16 protein-coding genes are annotated in these 16450 nt (G+C 71.8%); 2 read left to right on the top strand and 14 right to left on the bottom strand.

Annotated features, from left to right (window positions below):
- Positions 1-25: 25 nt before the first annotated feature.
- Both RWK90_RS16645 and RWK90_RS16640 read right to left on the bottom strand, forming a co-directional pair.
- Complete coding sequence (locus RWK90_RS16645; RefSeq protein WP_314038742.1) at positions 26-1150, bottom strand: nitronate monooxygenase; 1125 nt, start codon at positions 1148-1150, stop codon at positions 26-28.
- Positions 1147-2436, bottom strand: coding sequence for an APC family permease (locus tag RWK90_RS16640; RefSeq protein ID WP_314038741.1), 1290 nt, complete (start codon positions 2434-2436; stop codon positions 1147-1149). Before RWK90_RS16640 ends, RWK90_RS16645 begins: the two co-directional genes overlap by 4 nt.
- A 95-nt stretch (positions 2437-2531) precedes the next feature.
- Between RWK90_RS16640 and RWK90_RS16635 the strand changes: the two genes are divergently transcribed.
- Complete coding sequence (locus RWK90_RS16635; protein WP_314038740.1) at positions 2532-3803, top strand: glycoside hydrolase family 3 N-terminal domain-containing protein; 1272 nt, start codon at positions 2532-2534, stop codon at positions 3801-3803.
- Positions 3804-3828: 25 nt separating this feature from the next.
- On the opposite strand, the gene RWK90_RS16630 is transcribed toward RWK90_RS16635, so the two are convergent.
- Genes RWK90_RS16630 through RWK90_RS16610 form a run of 5 tightly spaced genes read right to left on the bottom strand, consistent with a single transcriptional unit; the run spans position 3829 to position 7719 of the window.
- On the bottom strand, positions 3829-4497 hold the full coding sequence (locus RWK90_RS16630) for a DNA-3-methyladenine glycosylase I (RefSeq protein WP_314038739.1): 669 nt from the start codon (positions 4495-4497) through the stop codon (positions 3829-3831).
- A 59-nt stretch (positions 4498-4556) separates the two neighbouring features.
- Positions 4557-5252: a hypothetical protein gene (locus RWK90_RS16625; protein ID WP_314038738.1), complete on the bottom strand. Its 696-nt coding sequence runs from the start codon at positions 5250-5252 to the stop codon at positions 4557-4559.
- A gap of 9 nt (positions 5253-5261) precedes the next feature.
- The gene (locus RWK90_RS16620; RefSeq protein ID WP_314038737.1) at positions 5262-6041 is read right to left on the bottom strand and encodes a TRIC cation channel family protein; all 780 of its coding nucleotides are present in this window, start codon (positions 6039-6041) and stop codon (positions 5262-5264) included.
- Positions 6042-6049: 8 nt separating this feature from the next.
- Positions 6050-6616 carry a GtrA family protein gene (locus RWK90_RS16615; RefSeq protein ID WP_314038736.1) on the bottom strand — a complete coding sequence of 189 codons (567 nt, stop codon included), beginning with the start codon at positions 6614-6616 and terminating at the stop codon, positions 6050-6052.
- Positions 6617-6648: 32 nt separating this feature from the next.
- The gene (locus RWK90_RS16610) at positions 6649-7719 is read right to left on the bottom strand and encodes a glutathione S-transferase C-terminal domain-containing protein (protein WP_314038735.1); all 1071 of its coding nucleotides are present in this window, start codon (positions 7717-7719) and stop codon (positions 6649-6651) included.
- Between the two features lie 131 nt (positions 7720-7850).
- Here RWK90_RS16610 and RWK90_RS16605 point away from each other — a divergent pair, with 131 nt between their 5' ends.
- Positions 7851-8876, top strand: coding sequence for a DUF2332 domain-containing protein (locus tag RWK90_RS16605; protein ID WP_314038734.1), 1026 nt, complete (start codon positions 7851-7853; stop codon positions 8874-8876).
- A gap of 12 nt (positions 8877-8888) precedes the next feature.
- Here RWK90_RS16605 and RWK90_RS16600 read toward each other — a convergent pair whose 3' ends face one another.
- From RWK90_RS16600 to ectA, 7 genes are all read right to left on the bottom strand, one after another.
- A complete protein-coding gene (locus RWK90_RS16600; RefSeq protein WP_314038733.1) occupies positions 8889-9722 on the bottom strand; it encodes a PIG-L family deacetylase in 834 nt (277 codons plus the stop codon).
- Between the two features lie 34 nt (positions 9723-9756).
- Positions 9757-10698 carry an SDR family oxidoreductase gene (locus RWK90_RS16595; RefSeq protein ID WP_314038732.1) on the bottom strand — a complete coding sequence of 314 codons (942 nt, stop codon included), beginning with the start codon at positions 10696-10698 and terminating at the stop codon, positions 9757-9759.
- Positions 10695-11636 (bottom strand): bile acid:sodium symporter family protein, encoded by a 942-nt coding sequence (locus RWK90_RS16590; RefSeq protein ID WP_314038731.1) that lies wholly within the window; start codon positions 11634-11636, stop codon positions 10695-10697. The genes RWK90_RS16595 and RWK90_RS16590 overlap by 4 nt, the downstream gene beginning before the upstream one ends.
- Entirely contained in the window at positions 11633-13027 is a 1395-nt protein-coding gene (locus RWK90_RS16585) for an NAD(P)-binding domain-containing protein (protein ID WP_314038730.1), read from the bottom strand. The genes RWK90_RS16590 and RWK90_RS16585 overlap by 4 nt, the downstream gene beginning before the upstream one ends.
- Before the next feature lie 86 nt (positions 13028-13113).
- The gene (locus tag RWK90_RS16580) at positions 13114-13536 is read right to left on the bottom strand and encodes an ectoine synthase (RefSeq protein ID WP_314038729.1); all 423 of its coding nucleotides are present in this window, start codon (positions 13534-13536) and stop codon (positions 13114-13116) included.
- 64 nt (positions 13537-13600) lie between these two features.
- Positions 13601-14896 carry a diaminobutyrate--2-oxoglutarate transaminase gene (gene ectB / locus RWK90_RS16575; RefSeq protein ID WP_314038728.1) on the bottom strand — a complete coding sequence of 432 codons (1296 nt, stop codon included), beginning with the start codon at positions 14894-14896 and terminating at the stop codon, positions 13601-13603.
- Positions 14897-14964: 68 nt separating this feature from the next.
- A complete protein-coding gene (gene ectA, locus RWK90_RS16570; protein ID WP_396230353.1) occupies positions 14965-15477 on the bottom strand; it encodes a diaminobutyrate acetyltransferase in 513 nt (170 codons plus the stop codon).
- Positions 15478-16450: the final 973 nt, after the last annotated feature.

Here is a 16450-nt window from a genome sequence, read left to right as displayed (position 1 = left end):
CCCGCGCGGCCTGGGGCCCGGCGCGCTACGGCAGCGCAGCCGCGCCGTCCCAGAGTTCGGTGACGACCTCCGCCGCCGGCCGATCCGCGTACGCATCGGCGGCCCGCCAGCGCGACCCCGCCCAGAGCGGCGGCACCTCGACATCGCCCGCCTGCGCCGCAGCCTTGCGCATGGGACCGGTGAGCAGGTGCAGGTGCGGGTACGCCGCCGGTGCGATCGGGTCGATGCCGGCGACGAACCGGTTGACCAGCGAGCGGGCGTACCGCCCGGTGTAGCAGCGGGTCGGTCGCGACTCCGTGAAACGCGGATCGCCGAGCGCGGCCCGGTGCAGGGCGCTGGTCCCCGCCTCCGGCGTGCGCAGCAGCACGGTCCCCAGCTGCACCCCGTCCGCGCCCGCCTCGAGCGCCGCCGCCACGTCCTCCGGGGTGCTGATCCCGCCGGCGGCGACGAACGGCACCTCCGGGAGCGCCCGCCGCACCGCGCGCACCAGCTCGACCGTGCTGATCCCGTCGGGCTCCTCGCCCACCGTGGTGGTCGAGCGGTGTCCGCCGGCCTCGGCGCTCTGCACGGACAGCCAGTCCGCGCCCGCCTCGACCGCCCGCCGGGCGTCGGCGACCCCGGCCACCGTGACGACGACCGCCGTGTCCACGCCCTGCAGTGACCGCACCACGTCGGGGTCCGGGATGCCGAAGGTGAACGAGACGACGGCCACGGGGTCGTCCACGAGCGCGGCGATCGTGGCGTCCTGATCGAAGTCGGTGAACGCGGGCGCGGCGGCCAGCTCGATGCCGAGCCGCTGGGCGACCGGCCCGACGGCCTCGATGTAGCGCTGCAGTGCCTCCGAGCCGCCCGCGGAGGCCAGCGCGACCGCGGAGTCCCGCTCGTCGAGGAGGAAGACGTTGACGCCGAACGGCGCGTCGGTGAGCTCGCGTACGCGGGCGATCTCCGTCCGGGTGCCGGCGGCGTCGAGGTAGCCGGACCCGATCATCCCCAGTCCGCCCGCCTCGGCCACCGCCGCGATGAGCTCCGGCGTCGTGGGACCGCCGGCCATCGGCGCGCCGATCACGGGACGTCGCAGGTGTGACGGGAGGAGTCGCGGCCGGTCCGTGCCCGGCCGGGGGTGAGCTGGCGGTGTCTGGCGATCGTTCATGGCTGCGACGCTACGCCCGGGGCGACCGCCCCGCGACGGGTCACCGCGTAGACGATGCCGCCGACGACGAAGACGACGACGCCGCCGGCGATCGACGACCAGGGCAGGCTCCCGGCCATCACCACGCACCCGATCGCACCGAGCACCGGCACCCAGGCGGGCAGTCGGCGACGACGCCGGTCCAGGCGGAGCGCTGACGTGTTGGCGACGAGGTAGTAGATCAACACGGCGAAGGACGAGAACCCGATCGCCTCACGGACGTCGGCCACCAGGACGATCACCGCCACCACCACGCCCACGCAGATCTCCGCCACGTACGGCGTCCGGGTGGTGGGGTGCACGGCCGCCAGCGGCGCCGGCAGGTGGCGGTCCCGCGCCATGGCGAGGGTTGTGCGGGAGACCCCGAGCACTCCCGCGAGCAGGGCGCCGAGGGCCGCGATCCCGGCGGCGATCCGGACCGCCGGGGCCAGCACCGCCCCGCCGCCGACCCGGTGCGCCGCGTCCAGCACCGGTGCCGTGCTGGCGGCCACGCCGCCCACCCCGAGCACCTGGATCGTCGTGGCCAGCACGATCGCGTAGACGACGATGACCGCGCCGATGGCCAGGATCACCGCGCGGGGGATCGTGCGGGCCGGTTCGCGGACCTCCTCGCCGAGCGTCGCGATGCGGGCGTACCCGGCGAAGGCGAAGAAGCAGAATCCCGCCCCGCCCAGCACGCCGAGGACCCGCGCGGGCCCGCTCTCGCCGTCCACGGCCGGCACCGTGGCCGCAACGGCCGACGGCGCGTCGCCGGAGCCCAGCCAGGCGACGAGGACGAACGCCGCCAGGGCCGCCAGAACGAGCGTGACCAGGATCTTCGACGCCGTGGCCGTGCGCTGGACCCCGAGGACCGACAGCACCGTCAGCGAGATCACCGCCGCGGCGGCCACCACTCCGGCGTGTCCGGGCCAGATGTACAACCCCACCGTGAGCGCCATCGCCGCACACGACGCGGTCTTGCCCACGATGAAGCCCCAGCCGGCGAGGAACCCGGGCAGCGGGCCGAGCACCCGGCGCCCGTAGACGTAGGTCCCGCCGGCCGCGGGGAACACCGCGGCCAGCCGCGCCGAGGACAGGGCGTTGCACACCGCCACCACGGCGGCCACCACGAGCGAGGCCCACACCCAGGAACCCGCCCGCTCCGCCGCGGGCGCGAACGCGACGAAGACGCCTGCGCCGATCATCGCCCCGAGGCCCACCACCACGGCGTCGGACAGTCCCAACCGTCGATCGAGAGTCTGAGTCATCCGGATACGGTCGCACCGGCAGGTGGCCGGCGGGTGAACTCGTCCCCTCCCCCGCCCGGTCCGGACCGGCCGGGCACCCCCGATACATTGGAGGCGTGTCCCCCACCCGCCGCCTCCGTGGGGCGGTCGCCGCCCTCGTCGCCGGGTTGACCCTGTCCGGATGCGGCGCCGGGAACCCCACCGCGCCCGGGCCGGCCGCGCCCCCTGCTTCCTCCACGCCCCCCGCCGCCGCCACCGCGTCCCCGGCGCCGACCGCGCCGACCTGCGACTCGCCGCTGGACGAGCTCACCCCGCGCCAGCGGATCGCGCAGCTGTTCACCGTGGGCGTGAACTCGATGGCCGACGCCCGTCGCGCCGTCGAGGAGCACCGGGTCGGGGGCATCTTCCTCGGCGGCGATGTCGTGCACGAGGTGGTCACGACCGACGGACTGGCCCGCCTGCACCGGGACTCGCCGCTGCCGCTGCTGGTGGCGATCGACGAGGAGGGCGGGCGCGTCTCCCGCATCGCGCCGTACGCCGGCCCGTTGCCGTCCGCGCGGGTGATGGCCGCGACCATGAGCCCCGAGCAGGTCCGCGCGGCCGCCCGCACCCGCGGCGGTTTCCTGCGCGGCATGGGCGTGACCGTCGACTTCGCCCCCTCCCTCGACGTGTCCGGACAGCCGGACGGCGACGTGATCGGAGATCGCTCCTTCTCCCCCGACCCCGCCCGGGTCGTGTCCTACGCCAGCGAATTCGCCGCCGGTCTGCGCGACGCGGGCATCACCCCGGTGTTCAAACACTTCCCGGGGCACGGCCGCTCCTCCGGCGACAGCCACCACCGCTCGGTGACCGTGCCCCCGCTCGACCAGCTCGTGACCCACGACCTGCGGCCGTTCGCCGCACTCGCCCGAACCCCCGGCGCGGGCATGATGCTCGGCCACCAGCAGGTCCCCGGCCTGACCGGGGTCGACCGGCCCGCGTCGCTGTCCGCCGCCGCGTACCGCCTGCTCCGGGACGGGCACGGGTACGGCGCCCCGCCCTTCGACGGCCCCATCTTCACCGACGACCTGTCCGGCATGCGCGCCGTGACTGACACGTTCCCACTGCCCCGCGCCGTGACCGAGTCCCTCGTCGCGGGGGCGGACTCGCCGCTGTGGATCACCACCGCCGGACTCGGCGAGGCCCTGGACGCCGTCGAACGCGCCGTGGCCGACGGTGCCCTCAGCCGTCACGCGCTCGATCGCTCGCTCGAACGGATGGCCACCCTCCGCGGCATCCCGGTGTGCGTGGGCGGCCCCGCCACCGGGTTCCTGGAGCAGGCCGGTTCGCTGGCCCCGCCGATGCGCGATCTCCCGCCGCGGGCGGGCCTGGCGCCCCTGCCGGCGTGACCCGGGCCGGGGCGCCGCTGCCGGGTCAGCCCGCGCCCGGCAGCGGGGCCCAGACCCCGGACGCGCCGCGGCGATGCGAGTCCATCAGGTGGGTGTCGACCACGCCGATCGCCTCCATCAGAGCGAAGACCGTAACGGGCCCCACGAAGCTGAACCCCCGTCTCTTGAGCTCCTTGGCGAGCGCCTCCGACTCCGGCGACCGGGTCGGCACCTCGTCCATGGTCTGCGGCTCGGGCGTGGCCTCCGGCCGGTAGGACCAGACGAGCTCCACCAGTCCGCCGTCGGATCGCAGGGTGACCACGGCGCGCGCGTTGGCGACGGCCGCGTCGATCTTCCGGCGGTTGCGCACGATCCGTGCGTCGGCCATGAGCCGCTCGACGTCCTCCTCCCCGAAGGCCGCCACGGCGTCCGGGTCGAACCCCGCGAACGCCTCACGGAACGCGGGGCGCTTGCGCAGGATCGTCACCCAGCTCAGTCCGGACTGGAACCCCTCGAGCACGAGCCGTTCGTACAGGCCCGCCTCATCGCGGACGGGCATCCCCCACTCGGTGTCGTAGTACTCCCGCAACAACGGGTCGCCCACCGCCCAGGGTGGTCGCCTCAGGCCGTCCTCGCACAGCACCGCGCCGGAGACGGCGGTGGTGGCAGTCGCGGAGTGGGCGGTCGCGGTGGTGGTGAAATCGTCGGTCTGCATGGGTCCTCCCGGTTCGTCGGACCACCGTCGATGGTGGTCGCCGTCACCCTAGGACCGCGCTACGACAACACGCCCGTCAGCTGCACGATCCGCACGGCCGCCAGCGCGGTCAACGCCACGCCCACCACCAGGGTGAGGATCCGCCCGGCCACCCGCCCGTACGACAGGAACCGGTCGATGCGGCGGGTCGCCGCCCCGATACCGCCCGAGGGCACCCGCGCCAGCGCGATGATCAACCCCGTGCTGGGCAGGATCGCGATCACGGCGAAGAACAGGATCTGCAGGAGCTTGGACCACCACGGGGTCTCGGCGAAGGAGATGAGCACCATTCCCGCCGCGAACGGCGCCGACGTCCCCGACTGGATGACGCCCAGCGCGACGCCGGTGGCCATGATGCCGAACTTCTGCAGCACGTTCTGGGTGAGCGGCGCCTCGACGTTCTCCTCCTTGGCCTCCGCGGGTCGCCGCAGGCCCATCACGGTGATGACCAGGCCGATCACGCCCAACGCGACCATCGCCCACAGGTTGTAGAACAGGCTCCGGACGAACTCCTGGTTGTTGCCGATCACCCACACCGAGACCAGTGAGAGCAGGATGATGCCGCAGAACGCGCCACCCGTGAACCGGGCGGCGCGCGGGGCGAACGCGATGCCCCGGCCCGCCGACGTCAGCCACAGCCCCGCGATGACGGCGAAGGCCAGGAGATTGAGCGAATCGATCGCCGCGAAACCCAGCAGGCTGAGGTAGTACTGCACCGGATCACCCTACCGGCGGCCGCCGCGCCCGCGACCTCCGCTGTCCCCCGGATCGCGGTCGTCGCCGGGGCCGACCTCGTCGTCGTCCCCCCGCGCGTCACCGTCCCCCTCGCGCGGGCGGCCGAACACCGACCGCTCCCGGCGCCGCACCACGTCCAGGTCCCGGACCGTCCACCTGCGCACGGGCGCCGGGACGTGCCACTGCCGGACCCACGCGGTCATCCGGAAGGCGAACACCAGCACCGACAGCACCGTCGCCGACACCGGTCCCCACACGTCGGTGGACACGGCGACGGCGGTCAGCGCCGCGCCCGTCGCTGCGGGGACCACGTACAGGTTCGACCCGCCGAACACGGCCGGGATCTCGTTGGCCACCACGTCCCGCATCAACCCGCCGCCGACGGCGGTGACCACCCCGAGCAGCAGCGCCGACGCCGCCGGCATGCCGTGATCCAACGCGCGCGCCGTGCCGAACGTGCAGAACAGCCCCAGGCCGGCGGCATCGCACGCCACGATCAGCGTCTGCACCCGGTGGATGAACGAGCCCAGCAGGTACACCACCACGACGGCGACCAGCGGCGGGACGAGGTAGACGGGCTTGTCCAGCGCGAGCGGCGTGACGCCCAGGAGGACGTCGCGGATGACGCCGCCGCCGAGGCCGGCGAGCAGGCCCAGGATGAACCCGCCGGTGATGTCGATGTCCTTGCGCGCCGCCAGGAGGTTGCCGGACAGGGCGAAGAAGAACACCCCCAGCAGGTCGAACCACAGGACCAGCGGCGACGACTCCACGGCCGGGCCTAGGCCACCGCGTCCGCCGTCGACCGCGCGTGGTGACGGTTACGCACCGCGCGGAACGTCCAGAGCTTGTTGACGACGAAGTTGATCGGCATCGTGATGAGGATCGTCAGCAGCTGACTCCAGTACTCACGGGAGTGGATCCCCGCGTCCTCGTGCCACCACGGCTCCGGCAGATAGAGCGGGCTGGTGGGGTTGGTGAACGCGAGCTTGATGAAGATGCCCGCGGCCGCCGCCACCGACCCCACCACGAGGAACGGCAGGAACTCCTGCCACGCCGGCGCCTTGTGGCCCTTGCCGAACGTCCAGTGCCTGTTGAGCAGGAAGTTGTAGAAGTTCGCCACGAGGAACGCCACGATCCACACGAGCGTGGTGAACCGGAAGTTGTACCCCGTGTCCCCGAGGGGGAAGAGGATGTCCTGGGCGTTCACCGTCCCGCCGTTGGCCTTGTTCATCAGGACCGTGACGATCATGTTGACGACCATGCCCGAGCCGCCCACGATTCCGAACATGACGAACTGCCGGGCGCTGCGGCGGTAGCGACCGAGTTCGAGGGGGGCCGGGTTCACAAGGAGGCAGTCTAGGGCCTGTCGTCCCGATGTCAGATCGCGCCGTGTCCCTCCGGCACCCGCTCGGCCGGGTTCGCGATGGGCCCGGGCGCGGTGCCGTCACCGAACGGGCGGCCCCCCAGCTCCTCGCGGTGGTGCGGCGTGAGCAGGCCCGACAGGTCGGGACCCTTGGGGACCACGCCCGTGGGGTTCACGTCGCGGTGGACGTTGTAGTAGTGCTCCTTGATCTGCGGGAAGTCGCACGTGTCACCGAACCCGGGCGTCTGGAACAGGTCCCGCAGGTAGCCCCACAGCGCCGGCATCTCGCTGATCTTGGACCGGTTGGCCTTGAAGTGGCCGTGGTAGACCGGATCGAAGCGCACCAGCGTGGTGAACAGGCGGATGTCCGCGGCGGTGATGGACTCGCCCACGAGGTACCGGCGCGTGGTCAGGCGCTCCTCGAGCCGGTCGAGCGAGGCCCACAGTTCGTCGTAGGCCTGCTCGTAGGCTCCCTGGTCGGCGGCGAACCCGCAGCGGTACACGCCGTTGTTCACCGTCGGGTAGATCCAGGAGTCGAGTTCGTCGATCTCGTCGCGGTGCTCGGACGGGTACAGGTCCGGCGCGCCCTCGCGGTGGAAGTCCGTCCACTCGGTGACGAGGTCGAAGTTGAGCTTCTGATAGGCGTTCGTCACGACGGACGTGGTGGGGAGGTCGACCAGCGCCGGCACCGTGATGCCGCGCGGGTAGTCCGGGATGCGGTTGAAGTAGGCCTCCTGCAGGCGGTGCAGGCCGGTGACCGGGTCCTTCTCGTCGGGGTCCAGGTCGAAGACCCACGAGTTGATGTCGTGCGTGGGGCCGGCCAGGCCCAGGGAGATGGCGTCCTCGAGGCCCATGAGGCGGCGGACGATGATGCTCCGGCTGGCCCACGGGCAGGCGCGGGCGGCCATGAGTCGGTAGCGCCCGGCCTCCACCGGCCATCGCATCTCCCCTATCTTCTCGCCGACCGGGTCCGATCCGGGCTCGAGTCCCCTGACCACCCGGTCGTTGATGTAGGTGGCGTCGCGGACGAACTCGCCGTCGGTGGAGGCGTTCTGCGCGGGGGTGAAGTCGGTCGCGGAGGACATGAGGGCTCCCAGGGTCGTCTCAGTTTATTGATGCGTCACCAATATACCGCGCGGGCCCGGGTGCGGCCACCCTTTCCTCGCGTCGGCGTGTCCGGTGGCGGTGGGCGGGCACGGGCGGCGACGCTGGGGACATGGACTCCGCGCACGTCGACGACGTCCCCACCCGCTACTCCGACTTCGCCGAGTTCGAGGTCCGCGGTCGCACCCCGGTCTACCTCGCCTGGGCCCGCGGCGTCGCAGGGGACCCCCCGACCGCCGACCTCATCGCGACGCTGCCGCGCATCAAGCGGCAGCCCGCCCTGTTCTTCGCCGCCGCCCGGCACGCCGGTGCGCCCGAGACCGAGGACTACCCGGCGTTCCGTGACTTCGTCCACGAGCACTGGGCTCGGATCGAGCAGGTCGTGCTCACCCACTCCACCCAGACCAACGAGGCCAAACGCTGCGCGGTGCTGCTGCCGTTCCTCTCGCTCCTGTCCGGACCACTGGCACTGGTGGAGATGGGCGCCTCGGCGGGCCTGTGCCTGTACCCGGACCGCTACGCCTACCGCTACACACTCGACGGCGGGAGCACCCACGAGATCCGGCCCGACGGCGCCAGAACCGCGGCCGGGGCCGGGGCCCGCACACCGGTGCTCGACTGCGCGCTGCGGGACGGCGTGTCCCTGCCTCGCTCGCTTCCCGAGGTCGTCCACCGCGGCGGTGTCGACCTGTCGCCCGTCGACCCCGCCGACCCCGGGTCCCGCGCCTGGCTGCACAGCCTCATCTGGCCGGGCCAGCACGACCAGCGGGGGCCGCGCCTGGACGCCGCCCTGGACATCGCGGCCGCCGACCCGCCGAAGATCCTCGCCGGTGACCTCCTCGAGCGGCTGGAGGAGTCCGTGGCCGCCTGCCCGGCCGGCACCACCCCGGTGGTGTTCCACACCGCGGTGCTCGGATACCTCGAGCCACCGGCCCGCGCCGAGTTCGTCCGCCGTGTCACCGAGCTGGACTGCGTGTGGATCTCGGTCGAGGGGGTGACCCTCCTGCCCGACGTGGCCGCGCAGGTCCCGGAGTCGATCCGGCGCCACAAGGGCATCTTCGTCGTCGCCGTCAACGGTCGCCCCCTGGCCACGGCGCACGGTCACGGCGACTGGGTCCGCGCCCTCGACACGCCCTGACCGGCCCGGCGCTCAGTCGAACGGCCACCCGCGGCGCATCGACTGCTCCACGCCCGGCTCGACCAGGTACTCGGTGCCGAAGGCCACCGCGTAGACCTCCGGCGGCAGCGCGAGCATCATGCCGATGTCGCTGGTCTGGCTGGCATGGCACCGCATCGCGCGGCGCTTGAGCGCGACCACGTCCTCGGGCAGGTCGATCGCCCACGCGATCTCCGACTCCGGCATTCCCACCGGCTGCCCGTCGTCGCCGGTGAGGATCGCGGCACGCACGCGCTCCACGTCCAGCTCCATGCCACCGGAGGCGAGCGCGCGCAGGAACTCGGCGGCCTCCGGGCTGTCGAGCATCGCGAGCTGGGCGTCGCGGTTCGTCGTGGCCTCGAGCAGGCGCGGTCGGCGGGCGGCCAGCTGCGCGGCGCGGCGGGCGGTGCGGTGCACGGCGATGTGGTCGGGGTGACCGTAGTTGCCGTGGTCGTCGTAGCCCACCAGGTAGTCGGCGTCCTCGCGGTCGAGGATCCGCGCGACCCTGGCCGCCGCCTCGTCGACGTCGGCGCGGTGCAGGCAGAGCGGGTCGTCGTTCTGCGCCCAGCCGGTCATCCCGGAATCGCGGTACCCCAGCCAGTCGATGCGGTCCACACCGAGCACGGCCGCCGCGGCCCGCGCCTCGCCGCGGCGGTGGTCGACGAGGTCGCCCTCGGGGCCGAGGTGTTCGGGACGCTCGCCGTGATCGCCGTCGGTGGCGAACACGGTCACCACGCGGTGGCCCGCGCGGGCGGCCAGGGCCATCATCCCGGCGGTCTGCGAGGTCTCGTCATCGGGATGGGCGTGGAGGAACACGATCGTCGACACCCGGACAGTCTGCCCTGCCCGGGGCCGGCGCGCCTCAGGCGTGCGCGTCCGGGTGCCCGGCCAGCCAGCGGTCGAACGCCTCGACGGTGGTGAGCTCGGGCGTGTAGCCGAACTCCAGCCGGAGCCGGGTGTTGTCCAGCACGGGTCGGTAGCGCAGGAACCCGGTCTGTTCGGGTCCGTAGCGGGTCGCCCGCAGCGCTCGGCCCACCGTGAGCGCGGCCTTGAGGACCGGTTCCGGGATCGCGAGGGTCCGCTTGCCGAGACGCGCGGCGATCTGGTGGATGGTGAGCGTGCCGGTGCCGGCGACGTTGTAGATGCCGGGCGGCCCGTCGGCCACGGCGCGCACGATGATCGCCACGAGGTCGGTGTCCCAGATGAACACGAACGGCGAGTCCGAACCGCGCACCGCGAGCAGTCGCGGCCGGTGGAACAGCGCGGTGATCTGGTTGTCGACCCGGTCGCCGAGGATGGTGCCGATCCGCAGTACGACCTGCTCGAGCTGCGGGTGGTCGCGCCGGGCGTCGGCCAGCAGGTGCTCGACCCGGGCCTTGTGGTCGCTGTAGGCGAAGGCCGTGGTGCCCCGGACGGGCTGGGCCTCGGTGATCGGCACGGGGTTGTCGGCGTGGTAGCCGTAGGCGGCCCCGGACGAGGAGACGACGAGCCGGCGCACGCCGTGCTCCACGCACGCGTCGATGACGTGGCGGGAGCCGTCGACGTCCACGCGCTGGGCGGCGTCGCGGCCCATGCCGTCGGGGTCGACGACCGAGGCGAGGTGCACCACCGCGTCGTGGCCGACGACGGCGCGCGAGACGGCGCCGGCGTCGGTGACGTCGAGCGCGATGTGCCGCACGCGGGCGGGCGACTCGCCCTCCGGCACCCGCAGGTCGCCGCTGGTGACCTCGTATCCGGCCGCGGCGAGCCCGGCGACCACGCCGGTGCCGAGGAACCCGCTGCCGCCGGTGACCAGAACCTTCACGAGACCGTCTCCTTCGTCACGCCCGCCCCGGGCCCGTCCTTGCGCACGCTCCCGCGCCGCGCCCACAGCACCGCCACCACGAGGCCGGCGATGATGTCCCACACGCCCCACCACGCCGCGACCAGGGCCATGCCGCCGAGCCCGTCGAAGAAGCTGAACACGAACAGCAGGCCCAGCCCGGCGTTGCGGATGCCCACCTCGAAGGTCATGGCCTTGCGGGCCGGCACGTCGAGCCGGAAGCCGCGGGCGATCGCGTATCCGAGACCCAGCGCGAGCGCGTCGTGGAGGAACACCGCCACTGCCACCACGCCGATGTAGGCGACGAACAGCGCCCAGTTGTTGGCCACCGCGATCACGATGATCCCGCCCAGCGCCACGAACGACGCGATCCCCACCACGCGGTGCGTGCGCGCGGCGACCTGCGGCAGCAGGTGCGACACGGTCAGTCCCAGCGCGAACGGCAGCGCGATGACCAGCAGCACCTCGCTGAGCATGTCCCACGGTGCGACGGAGATCTCGGCGAAGTAGTCGCGGCCCGTCGGGTGCAGGTGGCCCCACAGCGAGAAGTTCAGGGGCAGCAGCACGATCGACAGGACGTTGCCGACCGCCGTCATGGACACCGACAGCGCCACGTCGCCGCGCGCCCGGTGGGTGAGGATGTTGGAGACGTTGCCCGGCGGGCAGCACGCCACGAGGATCATGCCGAGCGCGACCGAGCCCCGCACCCCGAGCAGTAGTGTCAGTCCGAAGGTCAGGGCGGGCAGCAGCGCGAACTGGGCGAGGATCGCCACCGCGAACGCCTTGGGCTGGCGCAGCGCGAGCCGGAAGTCCGACAGCCGGGTGTCCATGGCGATCCCGAACAGGATCAGCCCCAGCACGATCTTCAGCGTGGTGAGGGAGCCGGAGTCGAACGCGATCCGGATGTCGTCGACGTTCACGCCTCGCCCCCCGCCGCCCGCGTCATCTCCGCGACGAGGCCGGTCACGGCGTCGCGGTAGGCGGTCTTGTTGACGTAGTAGGCCATCCGGTCCACGCCGAGGTACTGGTAGCCGCCCGTGAGGTCGGGGCGGGGTCCGCGCCGGGAATCATCGACGACGACGAGGGCGGCCCGCCCGGCCGGTGAGTCGTCCCGGCGTGCGGCGAGATAGCGGGCGACGAGGTCGGCCTGTTCGTAGCGGCCCTGCCAGCCGATGCCGGACGCCTCGAGCATGCCGAGGACCGCGAGGTCGTCGCGGGCCGACGGGAAGATGTTCAGGTGCAGATCCGGGGCTGCCGTCCCGTCGCGCCAGTCCAGGTGCTGACGGTCGATGAACGGGTAGTCCAGCACGTAGCCGGTCGCGAGCATGATGAGGTCGTACTCGCCGGAACTCCTCTCCCCCGTCTTCCCGTCGCGGAAGTGCACGGTGTGGCCGTCGAAGCGCTCGATGTCCGGCCGCACCGTGATGTCGCCGTGGCCCACGTGGTGCAGGACCAGCGAGTTCACCACGGGGTGGGATTCGTAGAGCTTGTGGTCGGGCTCCGGGAACCCGAACCGCACCGGGTCACCGGTGAACAGCTTGAGCATCCGCGAGTCGACGAACTGCTTGATCCGCGCCGGCAGCGGGCGGCCCGAGTTCAGGGTGTCCGCGGGCCGACCCAGGATGTACTTGGGCACGAAGTGGTAGCCGCGGCGCACGCTGATGTCGACCGACGCGGCGTGGTGGACCGCGTCGACCGCGATGTCGCACCCACTGTTGCCGCCGCCCACCACGAGGACCCGCTTCCCCGCCAGCTCCTGCGGATACTTGTAGCGGCTGGTGTGGCGGACCTCGCCGCTGAACTCGCCCTCGAACCCCGGGATGTTGGGCTCGGAGAGGGTGCCGTTCGCGATCACCACCGCCGAGAACTCACCGGCGTCAGCCTCGGGCCCGCGGCCCACCTCGTCGTCGTCGCCGTCGGTCTGTCGCACCGTGAGCCGCCACCCCGAGTCGCGCCCCGGGCCCAGCGGTTCGGCGCGGACCACCTCGGTGTGGAAGCGGAACCGTTCGCGCAGGCCGAAGTGGTCGGCGAAGTCGCGGAAGTAGGCGAGCAGTCGCCGGTGGTCCGGGTAGTCCGGGGTGTCGGCCGGCATGGGGAACTCGGTGAACTCCGTGGTCCGGGCCGACGAGATGAGGTGGGCGGAGTCGTAGACGGTGCTGCGCGGGGCGTCGATGTTCCAGAGGCCGCCGACGTCGGGGCCGAGCTCGAAGCCCACCCAGTCGACGCCCTGGCGATCGAGGTTGCGCGCGGCCGCGAGGCCGGAGGGGCCCGCCCCGATGATCGCTACTGGACGGGTGTCAATGTCTGTCACGGGTACAGATACTGCCCCAGAACGCACGACTCCCCGGTCGGTTTCGCTCGGACTGAACGAAACCGCCGGGGAGTGCGGCGCGGGGCTTACTTCTCCCGCACCACGGTGCCGTCGTCCTGGAGCCGGAGCAGCGGGTAGATGCCGTTCTCGTCGTGGTTCTCGTCGCCCACGACCGGCGGGTTGAAGACGCAGAGCATCTGCATCTCCTCCTCCACGATCACCTGGTGCTTCTCGTTGCCGTCGAGGAGGTACATCGTGCCCGCCTCGAGCGGGTACTCCTTGTCGTTGGTGAGGTCACGCAGCGTGCCCTTGCCGCGGGTCAGCCAGACGGCCTCGACGTGGTTGGCGTAGTGGAAGTCGTTGGTCGTGCCGGCGGCGATGGTGGTCTCGTGGAACGAGAACCCCACGCGGTCGTCGGCCAGGACGATGCGCTTGGACTCCCAGTTTCCGTTGTTGCCCTTGATGTGGCGGTCGGTGTCGGTGATCTCGGCGGTCGTACGAACGATCATGCGGTGCCTCCTCGGCCGGGTGTGGTCTGTGTCGGTCGGACGCGCGGTCGGGCGCGTTCCGCGCTCAGGCGTACTGCTGGGCGAGGACGTGGTCGACGGCCTCGTAGCAGATCTCGATGCCGCGGTCGCGCTCCTCGTCCGTCAGGGTGAGCGGGGCGAGGAACTTGACGACCTCGTCGCTCGGGCCGGCGGTCTCGACGAGCATCTTGTTGTCGAAGCACCGCGCCATGACCTGGCCCGCGAGCTCCGGGTTCTCGAGGAACGCGATGCCGAAGGCCATGCCGCGGCCGCGGAGCTCGAGCTTGCCCTCGTACTTGTAGACGAGCGGCGAGAAGCGCTCCCGCAGGATCCGGCCGTTCTCGAGGGTCTTGTTCTGCAGCGTGTCGTCGGACCAGTACTTGCGCAGCGCGAGCTCGGCGGTCACGAACGCCATGTTGTTGCCGCGGAACGTGCCGTTGTGCTCGCCCGGGGTCCACTCGTCGAGGTCGCGACGGAACAGCGTCACGGCCAGCGGCAGGCCGTAGCCGCCGATCGACTTGGACAGGGTGACGATGTCGGGCTTGATGCCCGCGAACTCGAACGAGAAGAACTCGCCGGTCCGGCCGCAGCCCATCTGGACGTCGTCGACGATGAGCAGGATGTCGTGGCGGACGCACAGTTCGTTGAGCGCCTGCAGCCACTCGGCGCGGGCGGCGTTGATCCCGCCCTCGCCCTGGACGCACTCGACGATCACGGCCGCCGGGCGGTTCATGCCCGAGCCGGAGTCGACGAGCACGCGCTCCATCCACTGGAAGTCCTCGGTGACGCCGCCGAAGTAGTTGTCGTACGGCATCGGCGTGGCGTGCACCAGCGGGATGCCGGCGCCGGCGCGCTTCATCGAGTTGCCCGTCACGGACAGCGACCCGAGGGTCATGCCGTGGAACGAGTTGGTGAAGTTGATGATGGCCTCGCGGCCGGTGACCTTACGGGCCAGCTTGAGCGCGGACTCGACGGCGTTGGTGCCGGTCGGCCCGGGGAACATGACCTTGTAGTCCAGGCCGCGCGGCTCGAGGATCTTGGAGGTGAACGTCTCCAGGAAGGCGCGCTTGGCCACGGTGTACTTGTCGAGCGAGTGGGTGACGCCGTCGCGGGAGATGTACTCCAGCAGGGCGTTCTTCATGTCCTCGTCGTTGTGCCCGTAGTTGAGGGCGCCGGCGCCGCCGAAGAAGTCGAGGTATTCGTCTCCGTCGACGGTCTTGAGCGTCGTCCCCTTGGCGGTGTCGAACACCACCGGCCAGTTACGCGAGTAACTGCGCACCTCGGATTCGCGATCGTCGAAGATCTCCGTGTTGGTGCTGGAGTCGTGGGTGGGCTCGGTCATTGCGGTGATCACTCCAATTAGGAAGGTGCGGGCGGCGGTTGTGGGCCGGGCGGCCCGCGCGCCCTCGTCTAGGAAATCGTGTAGAGGTCTTCTTGCTCGTGACCCTCTCCGAGCAGCTCCGCGCTCAGGTAGTCCTCGCTGGACAGGGTCATCCCCCGGTCGCGGGCCACGGCACCGAACGTCCGCTGCGACGCTTCGTTGTCCGGGCTGATGGTGGTGCGCAGGCGCACCACGCCGCGCTCGGCGAGCCGGTCCATGAGGCTGTGCAGCAGTCGGGCCGCGAGGCCCTTGCCGCGCTGGTCGGCGTCGACGCCGACCTGCCACACGAAGATCGTGTCCGGCTCGGAGGGGCGGATGAATCCGGTGACGAAACCGACGACCCGACCTTCGACCTCCACCACGACCGAGCTCTCGGAGAACTCGGCGCCCCACAATACGTAGGCGTAGGAGGAGTTGAGGTCGAGAACGCCACTGTCTCGGGCGATCTCCCACATGCGGGCACCATCCGCCGCTGTGGGCGCACGGAACACCGCGTCGGACGAATCAGGGGTACGGGGTACTTCTCGTTCTCCTGGGTTCATAATCAATCCCCACCGTAATGACGCAACCCGGTTGTTGCATCTACCTTCCCCAAGTTGTTACCTGAATCCCCGATGAGTGTGCAGGTGGTCCGCCTGGAGTGAGGTCGGTCACTGTCGCCGACCCGAGGGTGCTGCCGCTCCGCCACCCGCACCGGAACCGCGGGGGCCTGCGCGCTCGCCGGATCACGTGATTGCAGGAGGCCCGACGCCCTGGGACACCGGCACCGGCGCCACCCCGACGCCTCCCCGCCGCTTCTGAACCCCGGCCGACAATCGGGTCGGAATCTCGCCGCCCGCACGCCTGCCCACGGGGCCAAGAATTTTCTTCCGCACCACCGCTGCGCAGCACGCCAAGGCCCCTCAGAAGGGTGGTGGTGGTTCGAGTTGTTGGTCGAGTTGCTTCTCGAGGTGCTCGCGCAGGGCTTGGCGGATGGCGTGTTCGAGGGTGCTGTGGTGGGGTCTGTTGCGTTGCCACCAGCGGCTGTCCTCGGCCGGGCCGAACCCCCGCGGCGCGGCCGGGGCCGGGGCCGGGGCCGGGCTGGTGGTGGGCGATCCGGGCGCGGCGGCTGCTTGGGTGCGTTCGCGGCCCNCGCGGCGCGGCCGGGGCCGGGGCCGGGGCCGGGCTGGTGGTGGGCGATCCGGGCGCGGCGGCTGCTTGGGTGCGTTCGCGGCCCAGGCGTTGGGCGCGGCGGGTGAAGTAGGTGGCCTGGTCCATCGCCCCCGCGGCCGCGGCCGGGTCGGTGTGCGGGTGGGGGTTGCGGCGTTGCTGGCGGGCCCAGGCATCGGCCTCGGCGCGCTGCTGCTCGCGCCGGTATTGGGCCAGGGGTCCTTCAGGGCGGGTGATCATGGTCGCCCCGTCAGGGGTGGTGATGACCAGAGTGCCGTCGGGCTCCAATCGGTAGCGCCAGTCGGAGAAGGTCTTGAACCGGTGATGGCGCCGGCATTCGGCCATCAGGTTCGCCTCCACGGTCAG

The organism is Dietzia sp. CH92 (assembly GCF_032248695.1).
Lineage (GTDB): Bacteria > Actinomycetota > Actinomycetes > Mycobacteriales > Mycobacteriaceae > Dietzia.
The sequence above is the reverse complement of the archived record's forward strand: the minus strand, read 5'-3'. Positions and strand labels throughout refer to the sequence as shown.